The sequence below is a fragment of the Amycolatopsis regifaucium genome (assembly GCF_001613935.1).
Taxonomy (GTDB): domain Bacteria; phylum Actinomycetota; class Actinomycetes; order Mycobacteriales; family Pseudonocardiaceae; genus Amycolatopsis; species Amycolatopsis regifaucium.
Genome location: NZ_LQCI01000034.1, coordinates 606,531 through 624,049 on the forward strand (window position 1 = coordinate 606,531; position 17,519 = coordinate 624,049).

At 65.0% G+C, this 17,519-nt stretch carries 21 protein-coding genes, 3 tRNA genes and 1 pseudogene; 22 read left to right on the forward strand and 3 right to left on the reverse strand.

Going from position 1 to position 17,519, the window contains the following annotated elements; translation table 11 throughout:
- Window positions 1-205: 205 nt before the first annotated feature.
- Window positions 206-409 carry a cold-shock protein gene (locus AVL48_RS26690; protein WP_003097368.1) on the forward strand — a complete coding sequence of 68 codons (204 nt, stop codon included), beginning with the start codon at window positions 206-208 and terminating at the stop codon, window positions 407-409.
- A 115-nt stretch (window positions 410-524) separates the two neighbouring features.
- Here AVL48_RS26690 and AVL48_RS26695 read toward each other — a convergent pair whose 3' ends face one another.
- On the reverse strand, window positions 525-944 hold the full coding sequence (locus tag AVL48_RS26695; protein WP_061980205.1) for a hypothetical protein: 420 nt from the start codon (window positions 942-944) through the stop codon (window positions 525-527).
- 550 nt (window positions 945-1,494) lie between these two features.
- Here AVL48_RS26695 and AVL48_RS26700 point away from each other — a divergent pair.
- From AVL48_RS26700 to AVL48_RS26785, 21 genes and pseudogenes are all read left to right on the forward strand, one after another.
- Window positions 1,495-1,749, forward strand: coding sequence for a hypothetical protein (locus AVL48_RS26700; RefSeq protein WP_061980204.1), 255 nt, complete (start codon window positions 1,495-1,497; stop codon window positions 1,747-1,749).
- 123 nt (window positions 1,750-1,872) lie between these two features.
- On the forward strand, window positions 1,873-2,652 hold the full coding sequence (locus AVL48_RS26705; protein WP_061980203.1) for an SCO6745 family protein: 780 nt from the start codon (window positions 1,873-1,875) through the stop codon (window positions 2,650-2,652).
- A 145-nt stretch (window positions 2,653-2,797) separates the two neighbouring features.
- Window positions 2,798-2,870 (forward strand) — tRNA-Glu (locus tag AVL48_RS26710).
- Window positions 2,871-2,898: 28 nt separating this feature from the next.
- A tRNA-Asp gene (locus AVL48_RS26715) sits at window positions 2,899-2,972 on the forward strand.
- 31 nt (window positions 2,973-3,003) lie between these two features.
- A tRNA-Phe gene (locus AVL48_RS26720) sits at window positions 3,004-3,077 on the forward strand.
- 153 nt (window positions 3,078-3,230) lie between these two features.
- Window positions 3,231-3,671, forward strand: a complete 441-nt coding sequence (locus tag AVL48_RS39205) for a hypothetical protein (RefSeq protein WP_143104630.1) — start codon at window positions 3,231-3,233, stop codon at window positions 3,669-3,671.
- A gap of 562 nt (window positions 3,672-4,233) precedes the next feature.
- Window positions 4,234-4,866: a hypothetical protein gene (locus AVL48_RS39210; RefSeq protein ID WP_143104631.1), complete on the forward strand. Its 633-nt coding sequence runs from the start codon at window positions 4,234-4,236 to the stop codon at window positions 4,864-4,866.
- Between the two features lie 42 nt (window positions 4,867-4,908).
- Window positions 4,909-6,015 carry a helix-turn-helix domain-containing protein gene (locus AVL48_RS38595; RefSeq protein WP_074038216.1) on the forward strand — a complete coding sequence of 369 codons (1,107 nt, stop codon included), beginning with the start codon at window positions 4,909-4,911 and terminating at the stop codon, window positions 6,013-6,015.
- 142 nt (window positions 6,016-6,157) lie between these two features.
- Window positions 6,158-7,282 (forward strand): transcriptional regulator, encoded by a 1,125-nt coding sequence (locus AVL48_RS26725; protein WP_244162512.1) that lies wholly within the window; start codon window positions 6,158-6,160, stop codon window positions 7,280-7,282.
- Window positions 7,283-7,287: 5 nt separating this feature from the next.
- On the forward strand, window positions 7,288-7,848 hold the full coding sequence (locus tag AVL48_RS26730; protein WP_061980201.1) for a flavoprotein: 561 nt from the start codon (window positions 7,288-7,290) through the stop codon (window positions 7,846-7,848).
- Window positions 7,849-7,954: 106 nt separating this feature from the next.
- The gene (locus AVL48_RS26735) at window positions 7,955-8,251 is read left to right on the forward strand and encodes a hypothetical protein (protein WP_061980200.1); all 297 of its coding nucleotides are present in this window, start codon (window positions 7,955-7,957) and stop codon (window positions 8,249-8,251) included.
- Window positions 8,252-8,274: 23 nt separating this feature from the next.
- Window positions 8,275-8,736, forward strand: a complete 462-nt coding sequence (locus tag AVL48_RS26740) for a hypothetical protein (RefSeq protein WP_061980199.1) — start codon at window positions 8,275-8,277, stop codon at window positions 8,734-8,736.
- A gap of 294 nt (window positions 8,737-9,030) precedes the next feature.
- Window positions 9,031-9,288 (forward strand): hypothetical protein, encoded by a 258-nt coding sequence (locus AVL48_RS26745; RefSeq protein ID WP_061980198.1) that lies wholly within the window; start codon window positions 9,031-9,033, stop codon window positions 9,286-9,288.
- The gene (locus tag AVL48_RS26750) at window positions 9,266-9,520 is read left to right on the forward strand and encodes an AMED_5909 family protein (RefSeq protein ID WP_061980197.1); all 255 of its coding nucleotides are present in this window, start codon (window positions 9,266-9,268) and stop codon (window positions 9,518-9,520) included. Before AVL48_RS26745 ends, AVL48_RS26750 begins: the two co-directional genes overlap by 23 nt.
- Before the next feature lie 39 nt (window positions 9,521-9,559).
- Window positions 9,560-10,816, forward strand: a pseudogene (locus AVL48_RS26755) (replication initiator); the annotation flags it as partial.
- A gap of 17 nt (window positions 10,817-10,833) precedes the next feature.
- Window positions 10,834-11,046: a helix-turn-helix domain-containing protein gene (locus AVL48_RS26760; RefSeq protein ID WP_061980196.1), complete on the forward strand. Its 213-nt coding sequence runs from the start codon at window positions 10,834-10,836 to the stop codon at window positions 11,044-11,046.
- A complete protein-coding gene (locus AVL48_RS26765) occupies window positions 11,046-11,912 on the forward strand; it encodes a site-specific integrase (protein WP_061980195.1) in 867 nt (288 codons plus the stop codon). Before AVL48_RS26760 ends, AVL48_RS26765 begins: the two co-directional genes overlap by 1 nt.
- Window positions 11,913-11,948: 36 nt before the next feature.
- Window positions 11,949-12,173, forward strand: coding sequence for a hypothetical protein (locus AVL48_RS39865; RefSeq protein ID WP_208616243.1), 225 nt, complete (start codon window positions 11,949-11,951; stop codon window positions 12,171-12,173).
- 14 nt (window positions 12,174-12,187) lie between these two features.
- The gene (locus tag AVL48_RS26775; protein WP_143104632.1) at window positions 12,188-12,889 is read left to right on the forward strand and encodes a hypothetical protein; all 702 of its coding nucleotides are present in this window, start codon (window positions 12,188-12,190) and stop codon (window positions 12,887-12,889) included.
- 193 nt (window positions 12,890-13,082) lie between these two features.
- On the forward strand, window positions 13,083-13,526 hold the full coding sequence (locus AVL48_RS26780; protein WP_143104633.1) for a hypothetical protein: 444 nt from the start codon (window positions 13,083-13,085) through the stop codon (window positions 13,524-13,526).
- Window positions 13,527-13,595: 69 nt separating this feature from the next.
- Complete coding sequence (locus tag AVL48_RS26785) at window positions 13,596-14,417, forward strand: arylamine N-acetyltransferase family protein (protein WP_061980191.1); 822 nt, start codon at window positions 13,596-13,598, stop codon at window positions 14,415-14,417.
- Between the two features lie 4 nt (window positions 14,418-14,421).
- Here the strand turns inward: AVL48_RS26785 and AVL48_RS26790 are convergent, their stop codons facing one another.
- Together AVL48_RS26790 and AVL48_RS26795 are read right to left on the reverse strand one after the other, a co-directional pair.
- Complete coding sequence (locus AVL48_RS26790; RefSeq protein ID WP_061980190.1) at window positions 14,422-14,721, reverse strand: GNAT family N-acetyltransferase; 300 nt, start codon at window positions 14,719-14,721, stop codon at window positions 14,422-14,424.
- Window positions 14,718-17,495 (reverse strand): sensor domain-containing protein, encoded by a 2,778-nt coding sequence (locus AVL48_RS26795; RefSeq protein ID WP_061980189.1) that lies wholly within the window; start codon window positions 17,493-17,495, stop codon window positions 14,718-14,720. The genes AVL48_RS26790 and AVL48_RS26795 overlap by 4 nt, the downstream gene beginning before the upstream one ends.
- Window positions 17,496-17,519 lie beyond the last annotated feature (24 nt).

Consider the following 17,519-nt stretch of genomic DNA (forward strand, 5'->3'; position numbering starts at 1 on the left):
CGATCACGGGCTTCAAATATGGCCAGATCCCGGTACTCTGCCATCAGGCCGTCGTTTTGCGTGTTCGTGGCTTCACACTCGCGGAACTTCTGACGCGAGCCATGAGCCGGTGACGCGCTCTCGCTCGACTCGTTGGAACCGCCCGGGACGGTCTGGGTGTCGCTTCGGTGGCACTCGAAGCGGATGTGCAACGAGGAGTACAGCGGTGGCGCAAGGCACTGTGAAGTGGTTCAACGCGGAGAAGGGCTTCGGCTTCATCGCGCAGGATGGCGGCGAGGGCGACGTCTTCGTTCACTACTCGGAGATCGAGGGCCGCGGTTTCCGCACTCTCGAGGAGAATCAGCGAGTGGAGTTCGAGGTCGGTCAGGGCCAGAAGGGCCCGCAGGCCCAGAAGGTCCGCGCGATCTGAGTCCGCCCTTCGGCGTTGCTCAGACTGATCAAAAAGGCCCCCGGCGATTTCGCCGGGGGCCTTTTCGGACTTCGAAAGCTTCTTCTGTTGTGCTGTTTCCGTTCCGCGGTGACGGTCAGCGGGCGACGGGCTGCTCCCACGCGTTGGCGTCGAAGTGGAATTCGTCGGTGTGGGCTTCTTCGTGGCGGCGCTGCTGGGCCGAGTTGGCCTGTGATTCCCACGAGAGACGCTCGAGGATCCATTCCTGCGCCAGCGCCTGCGGCGACAGGTTGCGTTCGGTGGCGGCGTCCTTGAGCTGTTCCATGGCGATGAGGTTCATCCGCAGCTGGAACACCTGCGCTTCACCGAAGCGCCTGCCGGTGCCGGTGCTCTCCGGGTCGTTGTCGGGGGCGAGGGCACGAAGGTAGCTGGTGAGCTCCGTGTCTTCGACGACCGCCTCGGCCTCCTTGGAGGCGGAGTTGCGGTGACGACCGGGGTTGACCGGCTTCAAGTTCGTGCGGCTGCCGTTACGACGGCTCAGGGAAGGAAGGGGCACCGGGCCACGATAACGGTTCGGTCTCGGCAAACCAACCACAGTGAGCCACGACACACCCCTTTTATTTCCCGAACGGCCCAACGATGTCTACGCGCGCATAGACCGGTGATCACTGAACGCGATCAGCGACGTGCACGAGAACTATTCACGAAACCTGAGATCGGGCACTCATCCGCCACCGGTGCGGGGCTGCCAACCGCCACCGAACGGACCCTGGGGGTCTGGGGGGGGTGGCCCCCAGAACACGGAGCGACCCCCGCGCCAGGGGGAGGAACGCGGGGGTCGGAGGGGATCTCCACAGGCGCTGACCGGGGGTGTGTCAGCAAATCGATTGTTGCACGGTTTGCTGAGAAGGGCGAGTGGGCGCGGGCAGAATTCCGGTCGGCGCGTCACCTCTGGTTCGCCGGTGATTCATGTGGTGCCGGTGTGCGCGTGATTGCTCTGCGTTGTGCGGAGCGTGGCGACAGTTTCACTCTCCGGGGGGCTGTGTGTCGCGGCCGGCGGTGGCTAGCCTCGCGGCCAAGCTGTTCGTTGGCCGTTTGGAGGAACCATGGGTGGGTCTGTGGAAGTTCGACAGTTCCTCCTTCGGTACGAAGGTGCCGATGGGGGTAGTTCGACGTTGGCGGGTGGCCTGCCGGCGCAACGCACGGGTCAGGGGGATACCCAGCGGGTGTCCGATGATCAGGTGCGGCGTGCCCGGCTGGCGGTGGCCAACGGGGCGCTGGGTGTCGATGACTGTGTCCAGTTGCTGGACATGCTGGGGTTGACGCTGGATGAGGACGGGCAGGCGCCCGTTCAGCGCTGAGTTTCGTCCGAAGCCCGGTCGCGCGGTGTGTTCGCCGTGTGGCCGGGCTTTCGTTTGCGCTTGACGAGTCGTCCGTCAGTTATGTAACACTGTTATTATTCAGCTGGCGGGAAGGCGGCCGACATGGGCGATGTAGCGACAATCGAGATGGCGCGGGAGATCCGGGGCACGGTGCAGGCGCTGGGCGGAAAGTTCATGACCTCTCCGGAACTCGCCGAAGTCGAGGCCGAAGTGGGGCTGTCGCCGCGAACGCTGTATCTGCGAGGGCGTTCGGCGGTGCTCGGCGACCCGCCGCCGAAGGTCGTCGCGGAGCTGTTCGGGATCTTCCCGCACTGGCTCTTCGAGTTCGCCCTGCCGCCCGCGATGGCGGCACTCGACGCGGCCTCCGCGGTCCGCGCCTACTCGCGGTCATCGGCGAAGTGGGCGCGGGTCAGCCTTTCGGCCGCCGAAGGCCCCGGTCGCCTCGCCGAGCTGCTGTTCCGTCTCGTGGACGCCGCGGACGCCAGTGGTCTCGCGTTGTTCGCAGGATGGCAACGCGCCGAACGCCCGGAAGACGACGTCGAGCGGCTGGCGTTCGCGCTGATGGTCTTCCGCGAATTCCGCGGCGGCGTCCACTTCGCTGCCCTTCGCGCGGTGGGCCTGACCGTGCCCGAGGCCGTCGTCGCGGACCCGGAGGGCGGGCGTGGGCGGCTCCTGCGCACCGCGTGGTCCGAGGAGGCCACCGACGAACTGATCGCCGCGGCGGAGGCGAAGGGCGATCTGCGGCAGCGCTGGCGGCACGCCGAGCACCTGACCGATCAGCGCGTGGCCGAACTCCTCGACGTCACTCTCACGGGCGACGAGCGAGACGAGCTTCGAAGCCGTCTGGTCGGCCTGTCGGACGCTTCGGCCCTGATATCCTGAAGTCACCGCGTTCTCGCAGGTCCCAGCCCTGTGAATCAGTTAGAGACCCCCTGTGCGGGAGCCAAAACAGGGGTGTCCTATAGTTATGTTCGCTCCCGGGGACACCGGAGAGCGCGGGTCGGTCGGTTCGCCGAAACCGAACCGGGCTCCCATCGTCCAGCGGCCTAGGACTCCGCCCTTTCAAGGCGGCAACGCGGGTTCGAATCCCGTTGGGAGTACGCAGTACAGTTACAAAGCAGTATGCAAGGCCCTGTGGCGCAGTTGGTTAGCGCGTCGCCCTGTCACGGCGAAGGTCGCGGGTTCGAGTCCCGTCAGGGTCGCAAGATCGTTCGGCTCCTTGCCGGCGTTCCCGGCCAGGTAGCTCAGTTGGTACGAGCGTCCGCCTGAAAAGCGGAAGGTCGCCGGTTCGACCCCGGCCCTGGCCACCGCTCAGCGAACCGTCTTGACCCAGGTCAAGGCGGTTTTTTCATGTCCAGGGTCGATCTTGAGTCTGTCCACTGTTGACCTTGGTTGACCGCTGCTAGCCTCCGCTAGTTGCACGCGGATTGCACGCCTCGCACTGACTCCAGGACGTTCTCATGCCGATCTGGCTACAGGTTCTAACCAGCCTCATCGCTGCGCTGATCGGCGGCGCGGTGTCGCCTCAAGTCACTCAAGCGAAAGATCGCCGCGCTGCGCGGGCGGCCGTTCGTGAGAAAGTCGCCGAGGTCGACGCCCTGGGCTGGCATGACGAGCCTTATCCGGATTTCCGCCGAGCTGTGGCGGCACTTGAGGCGGCGGCCATCCTTGCAGGGGTGCCACGTTCGAAGGTGCTGCGGTTTACTCAGGCCGTCATAGAAGCGCGCAACAGCAGCGAAACCTATGACGAGGGACCAGACGGTGAGCCGTTAACCGTCCGTGGCACCGCAGAAGAGGAAGCGATGCGCGGGGCAATCGAAGATCTGAGCCGGAGCCTGTGGCATCCCTGGCTTGAGAAGCTGAGGCCGATAGCGGCTCGACTCAAGCGGTGGCGTCGCTGATCTGTACGCCCGTCGGCTCGGCTGGTTCATCACTGCGTACCTGTTCGCCCCGTTTCCCTCGCCCCCGCCATCTCTAGCGCCGGGTCGGTCGCGTCAAGGCACGCTTTCCCGCCTTGATGCGGGCGGGCCGGTGTTAGACGCTGAGAAGCGAGGGACCTCCTGGTGACCACTGCACGTCGGTCGGGTGGGTCGGGAGATGAGGCCGTGTGGCTCCTGGGTCTCCGTCGTCGTTGGCGGCGCGCTGCGGGTGCTGCCCTGCGGCGGGCTCGCCCGGCGGCGCCTGCCGGAGCGGAGCGGGAGGCCGGCGTCGCCTCTTGGGCGTAGCCCGCCGGACGGGTGGTGACCCGCGCGCCGCCAACGGCGGCGCCTTGATCCCATAGAGCCAAGTTCGGCAGCAACCATGGACTTAGCGCCACCGGCATGTCGGATGACAGCTCTGCGGCAGGTGTGGTTCACTTCTACATCTGGCGCCTCAAATGAGGTGCCGAAACTAGAACCGGGAGACGGGTTGAACCAGCCTCAGCCACCTAGTGGGGATCCAGTAGTCAGTCAGCTCAGCGCGATGGGCATCGAGCACGCGACCCTGGCCGAGGCCATCGGCGCTGGAAGCATTGAGCGCAAGCTGGCGCGAACCGGATATTGCGCCAAGAATGCGCCTGGCTTCTATGCTTGGAATGGCACACTGTCAAGTCTGAGTCAGAACATGCCGAACGATGGAAATTGGGAGAGGAGCGATCCCTCCAACCTTCCTGTCTTGATAAACGCAGACCACAAAGTTGTATTCACTGTCTCCAGCGGCGATGAACTAACAGGTCAGCGCATTTTTGGTCGCTCACCTACGACTAAGAACCCAAAGGGTCGCCTTACGAACTGCCTCCAACGGCGCAATGCAAATCTCGACATTGATGATCTATTCGACAATTCACTTGATCGTCTTCAATCGTCAACCGAGAAGAGGCTTCTGGACTTCTTGGAGTCCACTAAGGACTTTAAGTACTGGATCCTCCTAGTCTACACAGACGTCAAGCAGAACGAAATTCGCTACGAAGTGTCCGAACCGCATGACAGTGATGCCAATGGTCGCCCAGTCGGCTGGAGCAGGCGTCTCATCTGCCCTCCATATCAAATTGAAGAGCAGTTCGGTGACGAAGATCCCAATGACGGGTTCGGCGGAGCGTACGATTTCTCGGTATAGTCTGCAAGTCCGCCAGTCATTGCCAACCCGAGAAAGCCACCGATGTTCAAACCGTCTCGACTGACCTTGGCCCGCAAGCGGCGCGGCAAGACGCTTGTCGATGTTGCTGCCCGGATTGGGATCACCTCGCAGAGCCTTTCGAATATCGAAAGAGGAGTACAGGAGCCATCTAATGCAACTTTGCGCTCCTTGTCTGCAGAGCTTCGGTTTCCGGTGTCCTTCTTCTTCGGCAGTGATATCGAACTGCTTGACGCTGATCAAGTTAGCTTCCGCGCGCGGACGAGAATGACAGCGAAGGCACGTGAAGCATCGCTTAGCTCTGGTGTCCTGGCGGAGGAGTTCTACGAGTGGCTTGGAGGCCGATTCAGCTTGCCTCCGGTGCGGTTGCCTGTAATTGACCCTCCGGCAAAGCCAGAGTTATCGGCGGAGCATGTACGGAGTGCCTGGAATTTGGGCGATACAGATCCAATTATCAACATGATCCATCTTCTCGAAGCGCATGGTGTCGCAGTCTTCTCGCTTCCGCCAGAGTACGCTGACGTGGACGCTTTCTCATTCTGGCGAGGATCGAGGCCTTTTGTTCTTCTCAATACTCTTAAGACGGCCGAGCGTAGCAGATTCGATGCAGCTCATGAGCTCGGTCATCTTGTCATGCACGGGGCAAACGGATGTGGCGTTAAGGGTAGGCCTCTTGAAAAAGAAGCAAATGAGTTCGCGTCAGCATTCCTTATGCCAAAGATGGGCTTGAAGAAGAGTGTTCCAGAGACTCTGACGACAGATAAGATAATTTCCTACAAGCGAAAGTGGAAAGTGTCGGCCATGGCCATGGCCTATCGCTTGCATGACGCGGGATACTTGACCGACTGGGTCTACAGGCGAGTCGTCGTGGAACTCGGACGCTTAGGGTTCGGGAAAGCGGAACCTGGCGGCATAGATCGTGAAACGTCTAAGTTGCTCGGCAAAGTATCCGACTCTCTGCGCTCACGGGGGTCGAGTATTGTCAGTGCCGCCAGAGACTTAAATGTTCATCCGTCCGACTTGAATGAAATAATCTTCGGTATCGGTGTCGTTTCCTCGACCCCCTCTGGTTCTGATTTAACGTCCGGAGGAAACAGAGAGCGCAAGCTCAAGCTAATTCACTCCAAGTAGGATTCGTCAACTTCTGTTAGCCTGGCGGTATGCGTGGTGCGGGTGATCAGCTCAGCATCGGGGAGCGTATTGCCTTCTACCGCGGCGGCGTGGTCTGTCGCAGGCGGTTCTTGCTGACTTGGTGGGGCGTACTGAGGACTGGTTGAGCAAGATCGAGCGCGGTGAGCGCGAGATCCGGCGCCTGGACGTGCTGGCGGACGTCGCGCGGGGCCTGCGGGTAACCCTGGGAGACCTCCTCGGCGAACCGGTGCTCATGGAGGACGAGGACAAGAACGACGACGTTCCGGCCATCCGAGACGCGCTCATGGCCCCTCGGCGTCTGTCCCGCACCCTGTTCTCGTCGGCTATGTCGCCGGAGTACATCGACCCGGCCCCGGTGGCTCAGTTGGTGGAGGGTGCATGGTCGAGCTATCAGAAGGGCGACCTCGGCCGTGTCGTCGCCGCGCTGCCGGGCCTGATCAAGACCAGCCAGGGCATGGAGTCCGCCTCGGCCGATGACGCGGCCTACCGGCGGGCCTGTGCGGCGGTGTCGGCCCGCGTCCACCACCTGGCCGCGACGACGCTGAGCAAGATCGGTGAAGCCGACCTTGCGTGGATCGCGGCGGAACGCGCCATGCAAGCAGCCGACGAAGCCGATGATCCCCTGGTGCTGGCCTCTGCTGCCCGTTCCGGCACTCACGCGCTCCTGGCTGTTGGCCGGTTCGATGACGCGCTTGAGCTGGGTGACGTGGCCGCGAAGTGGCTGGTCCCGAGGATGAGGGTTGGTGATCCGGCCGCGCTGAGCCTCTACGGGATGCTCTACCTTCGGACGGCTGTCGCCGCTGCTCGGCAACAGGACCGGTCGACGGCCAATGAGCTGTTGTCTCACGCGGGACGGGCGGCCGATCAGCTCGGCGTGGACGCCAACCACTGGCAAACGGGCTTCGGCCCGGCCAACGTCGAGCTGCACCGGTTGTCGGCCGCCCTGGACCTGGGCGACATTTCGCAGGTGATCGAGTCGGCTCCCGGGATCAGCGTCGACCACCTGCCGGTGGAGCGGCAGGTAACGCACCTGATCGACTTCGCGCGGGCGTTGAGCCTGGTCGCCAAGGATGACGAGGCGTTGTCGGCGCTACTGACTGCTGAGCAGAAGGCGCCGGGGATCGTCCGGCACAGTACGGCCGTGCGGGAGGTCGTGCGGTCGATGTATCGCCGTGCCCCGGCGACGGCTGGTAAGAAGTCCTCGCCGTTGTTGGCGTTGGCTGAGCGCTGCGGCGCGGTGAGGTAGGTCGGGTGGCGTCGCGTGTTCTGGGCCTGGTCGGCTCGGGTGCTGGTGGTGTTGAGGATCTTCTTCCGCGTGTGATCCGGCCCCTTCAAGAGGACGGCTGGAGGGTCGCGGTGACCTTGACCCCCACGGCGGGGCGCTGGCTGGACGAGGACGGCGGCCGCGCCGAGATCGAGGAGGCCACCGGGTTCCCCGTCCGGGTCGAGCCCCGTTCGCCGGCCGAAACCAGCCCGCATCCGGCGCCGGACTGCTACCTGGTCGCGCCCGCGTCGGCGAACATGGTCGCCAAGCTCGCGATGGGCATCGCCGACAATCAGGCCCTGACGCAGGTCAACGAGGCCATCGGCACGCTCAACCTGCCAGTCGTGGTCTTCCCGCGCGTGAACGCCGCGCACGCTCGTCACCCGTCCTGGGAATCCCACATCGACGCGTTGCGGCGTGCTGGCGTGCGTCTCGTGTACGGGGACGACGTGTGGCCGCTGCATGAACCGCGGAGCGCCCCGGGCCGTGAGCTGCCCTGGTCAGCGGTACTTTCCGCAGTGAACGAGGCCGTTCCTCTCCCCCGCTAGTCCCTACCCGGACAGTTTGTCCGGGGTGAGGCTGCTCACTGGGTGTCTCCTGTGTTCAGCGCGCCCAATCCGGGCTCGCCGAGACCGAGACATCGGGAGAGCACACATGGGCATTCACGTGGTGATTCAGCCCCTCGTCGGCTACGGCGCGGCGGTGATTTCACCCTCTCCTGGCGTTCGTCAGCTCGTCGCCGGAAGTGAAGAGACCTCTTTCATCGTCCAGGTGCCCGCCCGTATCGGCGGCCTGATGGACACCGCACGGTTCGCGCAGAGTCTCGCGGCCGCTGCCAGCGAGTTCAGCGAGTGGTGCGAAACCCAGCACCGCACGCGCTCGCATTCCTCCTCCTTCCACGACCAATGGTCTGACGCTGCCGACGAAACCGTCACGCGCAAGAACGACTGATCACACGCAACTAGGAGCAATAAATGGCTATCTACAGGGGTTTCCGCTTCCCCATCGAGTTCGACGAGGCGTTCGGTCAGGGCTTGGTCATGGTCGGTGAAGTGTCGCCGGACAACGAGTACCAGTCGCGCGAGGACCGGGCTGCGGGTCGTCCGGCTCGTCAGCGGGTCGACGAGGTGACGGGCAAGCGCCAGTGGAAGGTCACGGTGACCGACCCAGACGAGGTCAAGGCGAAGCGCGCATCGTTCGAGATCACGTTGCTGGCCGATGTGCAGCCGGTTCCGACCACGTCGGAGGTACTGCCGGGTATGCGGCCGATCGAGCTGGAGGGCCTGACGGCTGAGCCGAAGGTGGCTGGTCAGGGCGAGTTCAAGTACCAGTCCTACACGTTCCGTGCGACCGGCTTCAAGGCTGCGGCCGCTGGCGGGGCGTCGAAGTCGGGCCGGGCCTCGGGTTCCGCTGAGTCGACGCCCAAGGCTGCGTGATGCCGGGCGGGGTGCCGGGGAGCCACCGTGTGGCCGTGGTTCCTCCGCACCTGGTCCAGGCGTGGGAGATGGCCTACCACCACTACAGCGCCCTGAGGGCGCACGCGGTCGACTCCGTGGCGGCGCATGACCTAGCCGTTGCTTCCTTCGCGGTGGCGTCGGCCTGGCGGGACCTCGCTTCGGAAAGCCAGTTGCCATGGTGGGTGCTCGCGGCCGTGACAGCGGCGGCTGAGGGATTCGAGGAGAACGCGCGGTTGTGGGAGATCCGCGCTCACAGTGAGGAGGAGCAGGGCCGTGGCGTTCAACGCGATGTGGAAGCCGGGGCCGCAGGCGGTCGCGGGGATGCAGGGCAATGGTTCGGCGAACCCGGCCCTGGTGATCTACCTCGACCCGGACAGCCTGGCGATCCTGCCGCCGTCCGACCCGGCCGAGTGGCCGGAGTTCATCCGGCTCCTTCGCCAAGTCCGCGACAGCGCGGACGAACTGGCCGTGTTCCTCGGCAAGCACGCGACAGCCGGGGAGGTGCGCAGTGACGACCCCGGGCCGGAATGAACCACAGACGCTGAGGGACGCGCACGCGGTCGCCTCGGCTCATCGTCCGAAGCCGGGATCGAATCTGACGACCTGGCTGAAGTTTCATCAGGCCAACGCGCGCATGTATCGCGCCGTGTCCGATGTGGACCGGGCGCACCACCACGAACTCCGTTACTGGGTGGGATACGAGGAACGCAAGGCGGAGGAGGTGGCCGCGCAGATTCAGAAGGAGAAGTCGCAAGCCAGCTGAAAACTGAATGACAGAGCGAAAAACGCACGTGGGGACCAAGAGACGAACCAGTCCGAAGCCGACGAGCTGCGGGAGGAGATTCAGGGAGTCGACGAAGAACTTCGGCAACTCGGCATGCGGGGCCGTCTCCCGTCGATCGACCTGCCGACAAAGCGGGCGGTGAAGCGCTCGACCAAGCGGCGGCAGGACGCGCCCAACCTGCCTCGACGAAAGGTCGCCAAGACCACCGTGGGCCGCGAGTACGCAGGTCGGTTTCGGCCGTCGATGTTCGTCACGCTCACCTGCGACACCTACGGCCCCGTCCGCTCCGACGGCGCACCGGTCGATCCGTCGACTTATGACTACCGGCGGGCGGCTCGGGACGCGGTGCACTTCTCGGCGCTGGTTGACCGGTGGTGGCAGAACCTGCGGCGGGTCGTGGGCTGGGACGCGCAGTACTTCGCCACCGTCGAACCCCAACGACGGGCCGCACCCCACCTGCACACGGCGATCCGGGGATCGGTCCCGCACGACGTCATCCGCCAAGTCACCGAAGCCACCTACCACCAGGTCTGGTGGCCTGCGCACGACGAGGTGGTTTACGTCGATCGGATGCCGCTGTGGGACGGCGACGCCAGGGTGTTCGTCGACCCGGACACGCGAGAGCCGCTGACCGGCTGGGACGACGCGGTAGAAGCCGTGGAGCACCCGGCGCACGTGGTCACCTTCGGGCGACAGGTGCACTCCAAGGGCCTCCTCGGCGGGACGGAAGAGGCCGGGCGGCACATCGGCTATCTGACCAAGTACCTCACCAAATCCACGGGTGAGGTGGTCGAAGCCGACACGGCGCGGCAGAAGGATCACCACGACCGGTTGCACGCGGAACTGTCGGTGACACCGTGCTCGCCTCGGTGCGCGGTGTGGCTGCTCTACGGGATCAATCCCAAGGGCGCCAACGGAAAGACCACTCCGGGACATTGCAAGGGACGGGCTCATCGGCGGACCACCCTTGGCCTGCCGGGGCGTCGGGTGCTGGTGTCGCGCAAGTGGTCCGGCAAGACGCTCGTCGACCACAAGGCGGACCGGAACGCGTTCGTCCTGCAAGCGCTGGCGGCGGTCGGGATCGAGAAACCGGCACCCGATCCGGCTCGGCTGGTCTGGCGCAAGGTCGACTCCGGCGACCCGTCCGTGCCTCCTCGGGACCACCTGGTCATGCACGCCATCTCCGAACGCATCACCTGGAAAGCCGAATACGACAGGGCGCTACTCGCTGCGCAAGACCCGCCGGATCTTTCGGCAATTCGGCAAGCTGCTTAGGAACTGGGGAGGAAACCGTGCGAAAGAACTATCTGACAGTCGATGAAGCGGCCGAGTACTTGAACACGGGTGCCCGGTTCGTGCGGCGGCTGATCGCGGAACGACGGATCGCCTTCCACAAGGTCGGCGCTCACGTTCGGCTGGCGGTCGCCGATCTGGACGCGTTCGTCATGGCGGGACGCGTCGAGCCGGTTCAGGTGAACTGGTCCGCTGGTCGGGCGGTGGCCTGATGGCGAAGAAGCGGAGGCGGTTCGGGTCGGTTCGGAGGCTGCCCTCCGGCCGGTTTCAGGCCTCGTTTATCGGCCCGAACGGAGGGCGCCAGTACGCGCCGGACACGTTTCGGACCAGGACCGACGCTGATCGATGGCTGGTCGGCGTAGAGGCGGATATCAACAAGGGCGCCTGGCTGGACGACAAGCTAGGACGGGAGACGTTCGGCAACTACGCGAGTGCCTACCTTCGCGATAGTCCGAACATCGGGGACAGGTGGGAGGAGACGTGTCGGCGGAACATGCGCCTTCACATGACTGAGCTGCTGGACCTTCCGTTGATCGCGATCACCCCGCCGGTGGTGCGGAGCTGGTACGCAAAGGCCCTGCTCGGGAGGGGCGGGAAGACGTCGATTGGACAGTCGTACCGCTTCCTGCGCGCCGTGATGAACTCGGCCAAGAGGGACGGGGCGATCGTGATCAACCCCTGCCAGATTCCGGGCGCGGGCACGGATAAGGCGAAGGAGCGGGGCATCGCCGCCCCTGGGCAGATCGTCGATCTCGTCGAGGCGATCACTCCTCGCTATCGGGCGGCTGTGCTGTTGGCGGCCTGGTGCGGTCTTCGTCGCGGTGAGGTCTGCGGCTTGCGGACGGATGACGTGGACCTGGTGGACGGCGTCGTGTGGGTCCGGAAGAACCGGGTGGAGCTTCTGGAGAGTCCGAAGAAGTACGACAAGGACCCCAAGACGGACGCGGGTCGTCGACCGGTGTCGGTCCCTCCGCACGTCATGCCGTACCTGCGAGACCACATGAAGGAGTGGGCGGGGCGTGATCGGTTCTTCATCGGCAAGGACGGTCAGCCGATGCGGGGGAACGCGGTCTATTAGGCGTTCGTCCGGGCGCGGGTGAAGGTCGGTGTGGACGTGAGCTACCACGACCTGCGGCACACGGGCCAGACACTCGCGGCGAGTGCGGGCGCGACGCTGGCTGACCTCAAGAAGCGGCTGGGGCACGCGTCGGCGGCTGCGTCCCTCCGGTATCTCCACGCAGTCGAAGGGCGGGACAAGGAGGTAGCCGACCAGTTGAGCAAGCTCGCCGCGCACGGGAACGCTGCCAAGCTGCCCAAGACCATCATCGTGAAGCACTGAGGACGGACAGTCTCTTGAAGATCAATTCCCGGTGTCGTTTTGGCGACTTTGCAAACAGGTTCAATCGTCGGGCCGACTTGGAAGGCATGAAGACGGACGTGCCGTTGTGGGTAGCTCTGCTGGTTCCTGCTGGCGCCTTCCTGGGCATCCTGGTGGGTCAGTGGTTGACGTCCCGCAGGGATGCCCTCGGGCGTCGAGAGCAGCGGAAGTTAGCCAGGACGGAGACCTACTCCGAGTTTTACCAGTCCGTCGTCAAGTTGGTCGATAACGTCGAGCACGCACGCCGTGAAAAGCTCGGTGCATCTGGACAGGCCGTCGTACGCAAGTACTTCCCTCTCAGTATCGCGGCCTCGCGATCTGTAGATTGGGCCGCTGCGAAGCTTGCTGTTAAGGCGGGGTCGCTGACGTCTGATCAGGCTCTTTCTGAGGCGGACGTAGAGGCGCTAGAGACGGACCTGTCCGAGATGGCCGCTGTTGTCTTGAAGCGGATGAAGACCGACTTGGATGGCGAGCATCGGGGGTGGGTGTATCCGCTGTGCGGGTGGGTCCGGCATCCCGTTTGGTCGGCTCAGCGGTTGAAGCTTCGAGTACAGGACCGGTGGGGAGGGTTCAAGACGGAGCTTGAGGATGAATCCAAGGCACGGCCGGTTGTCGAAGGGCCAGACAAGAACGATGTTGCACGTGTGACGCACGCAGCCGACCCGCAGCCTTCCTGACCTGCGAAAACGTCTGTGCCTGAAAAGCGGAAGGTCGCCGGTTCGACCCCGGCCCTGGCCACCGCTCGCAGAACCGCCCCGACTCAGGTCTGGGCGGTTTTTCCTGCCTGAGGCAGGTCGAAGCCGTCGAAGTCGCTTTAGGCTGCCGACCGTGATTCCTCTTCTGCTTCGAAGAAAAAGACACTCCCGGCAGTTGCTGCGAGACATGATGATCAACGTCGTCGCCAACGTGATCGCCAATGTCATCAGCGGCGCCGTGCTGGCTCCGTTCATTTTCGCGTTCGGGGTGTGGCGGCGCTGGTGGTCGGCGGACCATTCACCCCTGGTCTATGTCGCCGCCGGAGGGATGGCCGTTTTGCTGCTCTGCGCCGGGGCGACGGTACTTCGCAGTGGGATCAGGTCTTCGAGCATGCGGAGAGTGCTGGGGCTCGCGGCGGCCTTGAGCGCGAGCTTCCTGCTCGCCTGGGGTGCGGTCGCCACGTCCGGGCTGGTGCAGACGATTCTGGGCTTTCTCGCCTTGGTGACCTTCGGTACCACGATGTTCGGAACGCTCACGAGCATCTTGGCCGAAGCGACCGGTGAGGATTTCGACGAGCTCATCGAGGCCGCGAAGGACGCCCCGCCTGTTTCGATGTAGCCGCTCGACAGTGCTCAGACCACACGCTGATCTTGACCTCGAGTCAAGTAGAGATGTGAGGCTCGGGACATGACAATCGCACCTGAGCAGATCGACGAATGGACTGTCGGCACCCTCGACCTCGACGCGTACCTCGGCCGGATCGGCCAGAACCGCGAGCAGCCCTCTGCCGCCGCGTTGCGTGAGCTGGCGAGGGCGCACGTCCTGGCCGTCCCGTTCGAGAACGTCGACGTCGTTTTGGGCCAGCACAAGGGAATCGCGCTCGAAGACGTGATCGGCAAACTCGTCCGCCGTCAGCGCGGCGGCTACTGCTACGAACACGGCAGCCTGTTCGCCGCGGCCGCCGAACAACTGGGCTATCCGGTGCGCCGCCTCGTCGCGCGGGTCCAGCCGCAGAAGAACGGGCCGTACACGCATATGACGCTCGCGATCGAGGCCGGCGGCGTCCAGCACCTGGTCGACGTCGGGTTCGGCGCCGGGATGCTGGTGCCGATGCCGCTGGTCGACGGCGCCGTGGTGGATCAGGCGGGCTGGCCGCACCGGCTCGTCGCCGATGGTGACTGGTGGCGCCTGCAGAAACTGGAGGGCGACGACTGGACCGATCTGCACGCCTTCACGCTCACGCCGATGCACCGAATCGACTACGAGGTCTATCACCACTACACCTCGACGCATCCGCGATCGCCGTTCACCGGGCAGCTGGTGGTCATGCGCCTGGAGGAAGGGCTCAGCCGCAAGCTGGTCGGCGACGAGTTCATCGTCGAACGTCCGGATGGGACCAAGGAGACGACCAAGATCCCGGCCGAGCGGCTCGACGCGACGCTGCGCGGGCTGGACGTCGTGCTGACCGACGAAGAACTCGCGAAGCTGCTGAAGATCTACCCGGGCTGAGGGCTCAGAGTTCGAATTCCGCGCGCTTGTCCTCGGGCACAAGGTCTTCGTACTCGCGGTGCTTCGCGATGTACGAGCGCACATACGGGCAGTAGGGCAGGACCGACCTGCCCTGCGCCCGGACGTCGTCGAGCGCGGCGGTCACGAGTTTGCCCGCCAGGCCCTGTCCCGTGAAATCGTCCGAGATCTCGGTGTGCAGGAACAGGATCGCGTCCGGCCGCGTACGGGTTTCGAGGAACCCGGCGGGTTTTCCGTCCACGACGATGTCGTAGCGGTCTTCTCCGGATTTGATCTCGACACTCATTCAGCCGCTCCGAAAAGCTCGTCCGATGGCACGGGCCTGCCCAAGTGGAAGCCCTGTGCCTGGTCACAGCGCAGCTCCCGCAACACGGCGAGCTGCTCTTCGTCTTCGACACCTTCGGCGACGACGATCAGGTCGACGGCGTGCGCCATCGCGATGATGCTCTTGACGATCGCGGCGGCGTCCCGTGATTCCGCGATGCCGGTGACGAAGGTGCGGTCGATCTTGAGCGTGTCCAGTGGCAGCCGTTGCAACTGCGCGAGCGACGAATAGCCGGTGCCGAAATCGTCGATCGCCAATGACACACCGAGATCGCGCAACGACATCAGGACTTCGGCCGCCGCGGCCTGATCCCGCATCAACGCGCTCTCGGTGACCTCCAGGGTCAGCGCGTGCGGCGGCAGGCCGGTGGTCTTCAGCGCGTCCTGCACCGTGGGCACCAGATGTGGATCGTCCAGCTGCCTCGCCGAAAGATTGACCTTGAGGTTCAGGTCGACGTCGAGCCGTTCGCGTCGTTTGGCGATCTCGCGGGTGGTCGTGCGCAGGACGTGCTTGCCGATCAGGTTGATCAGGTCGCTTTCCTCGGCCAGCGGGATGAACTCGGCGGGCGAGATCGTGCCGTGTTCCGGATGTTTCCAGCGCAGCAATGCTTCCACGGCGACCATCTGGCCGGATTCGATGTCGACGACGGGCTGGTACGCCGTCCAGAGTTCGCCGTTCTGCAGTGCGTCGCGCAGGTCCTGCTCCATGCGGAGCCGCCGCTGCATCCGCTCCCGTAGTTCGACGTCGAAGAATTCGTAGCGCGCGCGGCCGAGCGTTTTCGCTTGGTACATCGCGACATCCGCGTCCCGGAGCAGGTCCTCGGCGGTCCGGGTGTCGTCGTTGGCCGCGGTGACGATGCCGATGCTGGCGTCGATGTGCAGCTGCCTGCCGTTCACCGTGATCGGTTCGGTCAGCGCTTCGCGGAGATGTTCGGCCAGTGCCTTGATCTCCTCCGGTTCGGTGATCTCGGCGGTGACGACGACGAACTCGTCGCCGCCGAGCCTGCCGACGAGGTCGTTCTCACCGATTCCCCGCCGTAGCCGTTCGCCGGCGATGCGGAGCACCTTGTCGCCGACCGAATGGCCGAGGGAATCGTTGATCACCTTGAACTTGTCGAGATCGATGAACAGCACCGTGGTCAGCTCGGCGCGGCCGGCGCCGGACAGCGCCTCGGCGAGACTGTCCAGCACCAGCGTCCGGTTCGCGAGTTCGGTGAGCGGGTCGTGGGTCGCCTCGTGGGCGAGCCGCTCACCGATCGCGCGGCGTTCGGTGATGTCGGTGAACGACGTGACCACCGAGTCGGCCGACGGGTCTTCCGGGGTCAGCAGCCTCGCGGTGAGCGAGATCCAGACATCGTCGCCGTCGTGCCTGCGCAGCCGCAGTACGAGACCGTTCTGTGCCACGCGGGTGCGCCGGGCCACCACCGACGGCATCCTCGCCGGGGGAATGCGCCCCTGTTCGTCGTACAGCTCCAGCGTCACGCACGGGACGCCGATGAGGTCGTCGTGGCCGACGCCGATGATCCGGCAAGCGGCCGGGTTGGCCGATTCGATGAGCCCGCCGGGGCCGATCACGACCACTCCTTCGTCGAGCGAGGCGACCACCGTGCTGTAGTGCTGCTCGGCGCGCCGCCGGGCCGTTTCGTCCGCGCAGACCAGTACGAAGCCGTCGTTCATCTCCGCGGCGGAGACGCGGATGGCCAGCGTCGAGCCGTTGCGGTGCCGATGGGTCGTCTGCATGACGCCGCCCTTGCGCAGCACCGCTTCCGGGTCGAGCGCGGCACCGACGAGGTCACTCACCGTGCCGCCGATCGCCTCGTCCGCCGTCCAGCCGTACACGTTCTCCGCGGCCGGGTTCCAGCTGGTCACCACGCCGTCCCCGCTGGTCGCGATGATCGCGTCGCTGACGTGGCTGATCAGCGCGGCCTGGTAGCGCAGTGTCGCTTCGGCGGCCTTCTGCGCGCTGATGTCACGCATGATGACCTGGAAGGCGGGCCTGCCTTCCCACGTCGTCCGCACCGAGATGCTCTGGACCAGGTATTTCGTCCCGTCGAGGCGGAGCATGACGGCGTCGGCGGGCTCGGTGGACGCGCCTTGGCGGTGGAGCGACGCGATCCTGTCGAGCAGGGCCGGGAGCGATTCGTCGGCGACGAGGTCCATGATCGGCCGCCCGATCAGTTCCGCGGTCGAGGACGCTCCGAGCGCGGTGACGGCTGCCCTGTTCACGTACGTGACAACACCGGCTTCGTGGACACAGACCGCGTCGGGACTGAGTTCCACCAAAAGCCGGTAACGATCAGTGAGGTCTTCGAGCGCTTGCCGGTTCTCGCGGACGTCGGTCACGTCGGTGGCGATCCCGAGCAGACCCGACGAACCGTTCTCGTCACCGATGGTGCGGGCACGCAGGCGGACCCAGCGGAGCTCGTCCGCCGGGTTCCGGAACGACTGCTCGAGTTCGAATTCCCGCCACGGCGGGGAAGTGCGGGTGCCGGAGGTCAGCGGGGCCACCAGATCGGCGAGCCGTGACTCGAGCTCGGCTTCGGTGAAATCGGCTCCACCGAGCAGGTTCTCCAGGCCGGGCAGCCAGGACAGGGTCTCGCTCTCGAAGTCGTACGACCAGATCGCGGCGTGGTCGCCCGCGAGGCCGAGATCGCCGACCGGCTCGTTCCCGAGCGGCGCGCCTGCCGGTGTGCCGGAATTTCCGGCTCCGGGCACGGCGAGGGCGTCAGCCTCCATGATCCGTCCGAACCCCCTCTTCCG

Coding starts and splice junctions, on each gene's coding strand:
- AVL48_RS26700 (WP_061980204.1), top strand. CDS start 1,495: ATGGGTGGGTCTGTGGAAGTTCGACAGTTCCTCCTTCGGTACGAAGGT.
- AVL48_RS26705 (WP_061980203.1), top strand. CDS start 1,873: ATGGGCGATGTAGCGACAATCGAGATGGCGCGGGAGATCCGGGGCACG.
- AVL48_RS39205 (WP_143104630.1), top strand. CDS start 3,231: ATGCCGATCTGGCTACAGGTTCTAACCAGCCTCATCGCTGCGCTGATC.
- AVL48_RS39210 (WP_143104631.1), top strand. CDS start 4,234: ATGGGCATCGAGCACGCGACCCTGGCCGAGGCCATCGGCGCTGGAAGC.
- AVL48_RS38595 (WP_074038216.1), top strand. CDS start 4,909: ATGTTCAAACCGTCTCGACTGACCTTGGCCCGCAAGCGGCGCGGCAAG.
- AVL48_RS26735 (WP_061980200.1), top strand. CDS start 7,955: ATGGGCATTCACGTGGTGATTCAGCCCCTCGTCGGCTACGGCGCGGCG.
- AVL48_RS26740 (WP_061980199.1), top strand. CDS start 8,275: ATGGCTATCTACAGGGGTTTCCGCTTCCCCATCGAGTTCGACGAGGCG.
- AVL48_RS26765 (WP_061980195.1), top strand. CDS start 11,046: ATGGCGAAGAAGCGGAGGCGGTTCGGGTCGGTTCGGAGGCTGCCCTCC.
- AVL48_RS26785 (WP_061980191.1), top strand. CDS start 13,596: ATGACAATCGCACCTGAGCAGATCGACGAATGGACTGTCGGCACCCTC.
- AVL48_RS26790 (WP_061980190.1), bottom strand. CDS start 14,721: ATGAGTGTCGAGATCAAATCCGGAGAAGACCGCTACGACATCGTCGTG.
- AVL48_RS26795 (WP_061980189.1), bottom strand. CDS start 17,495: ATGGAGGCTGACGCCCTCGCCGTGCCCGGAGCCGGAAATTCCGGCACA.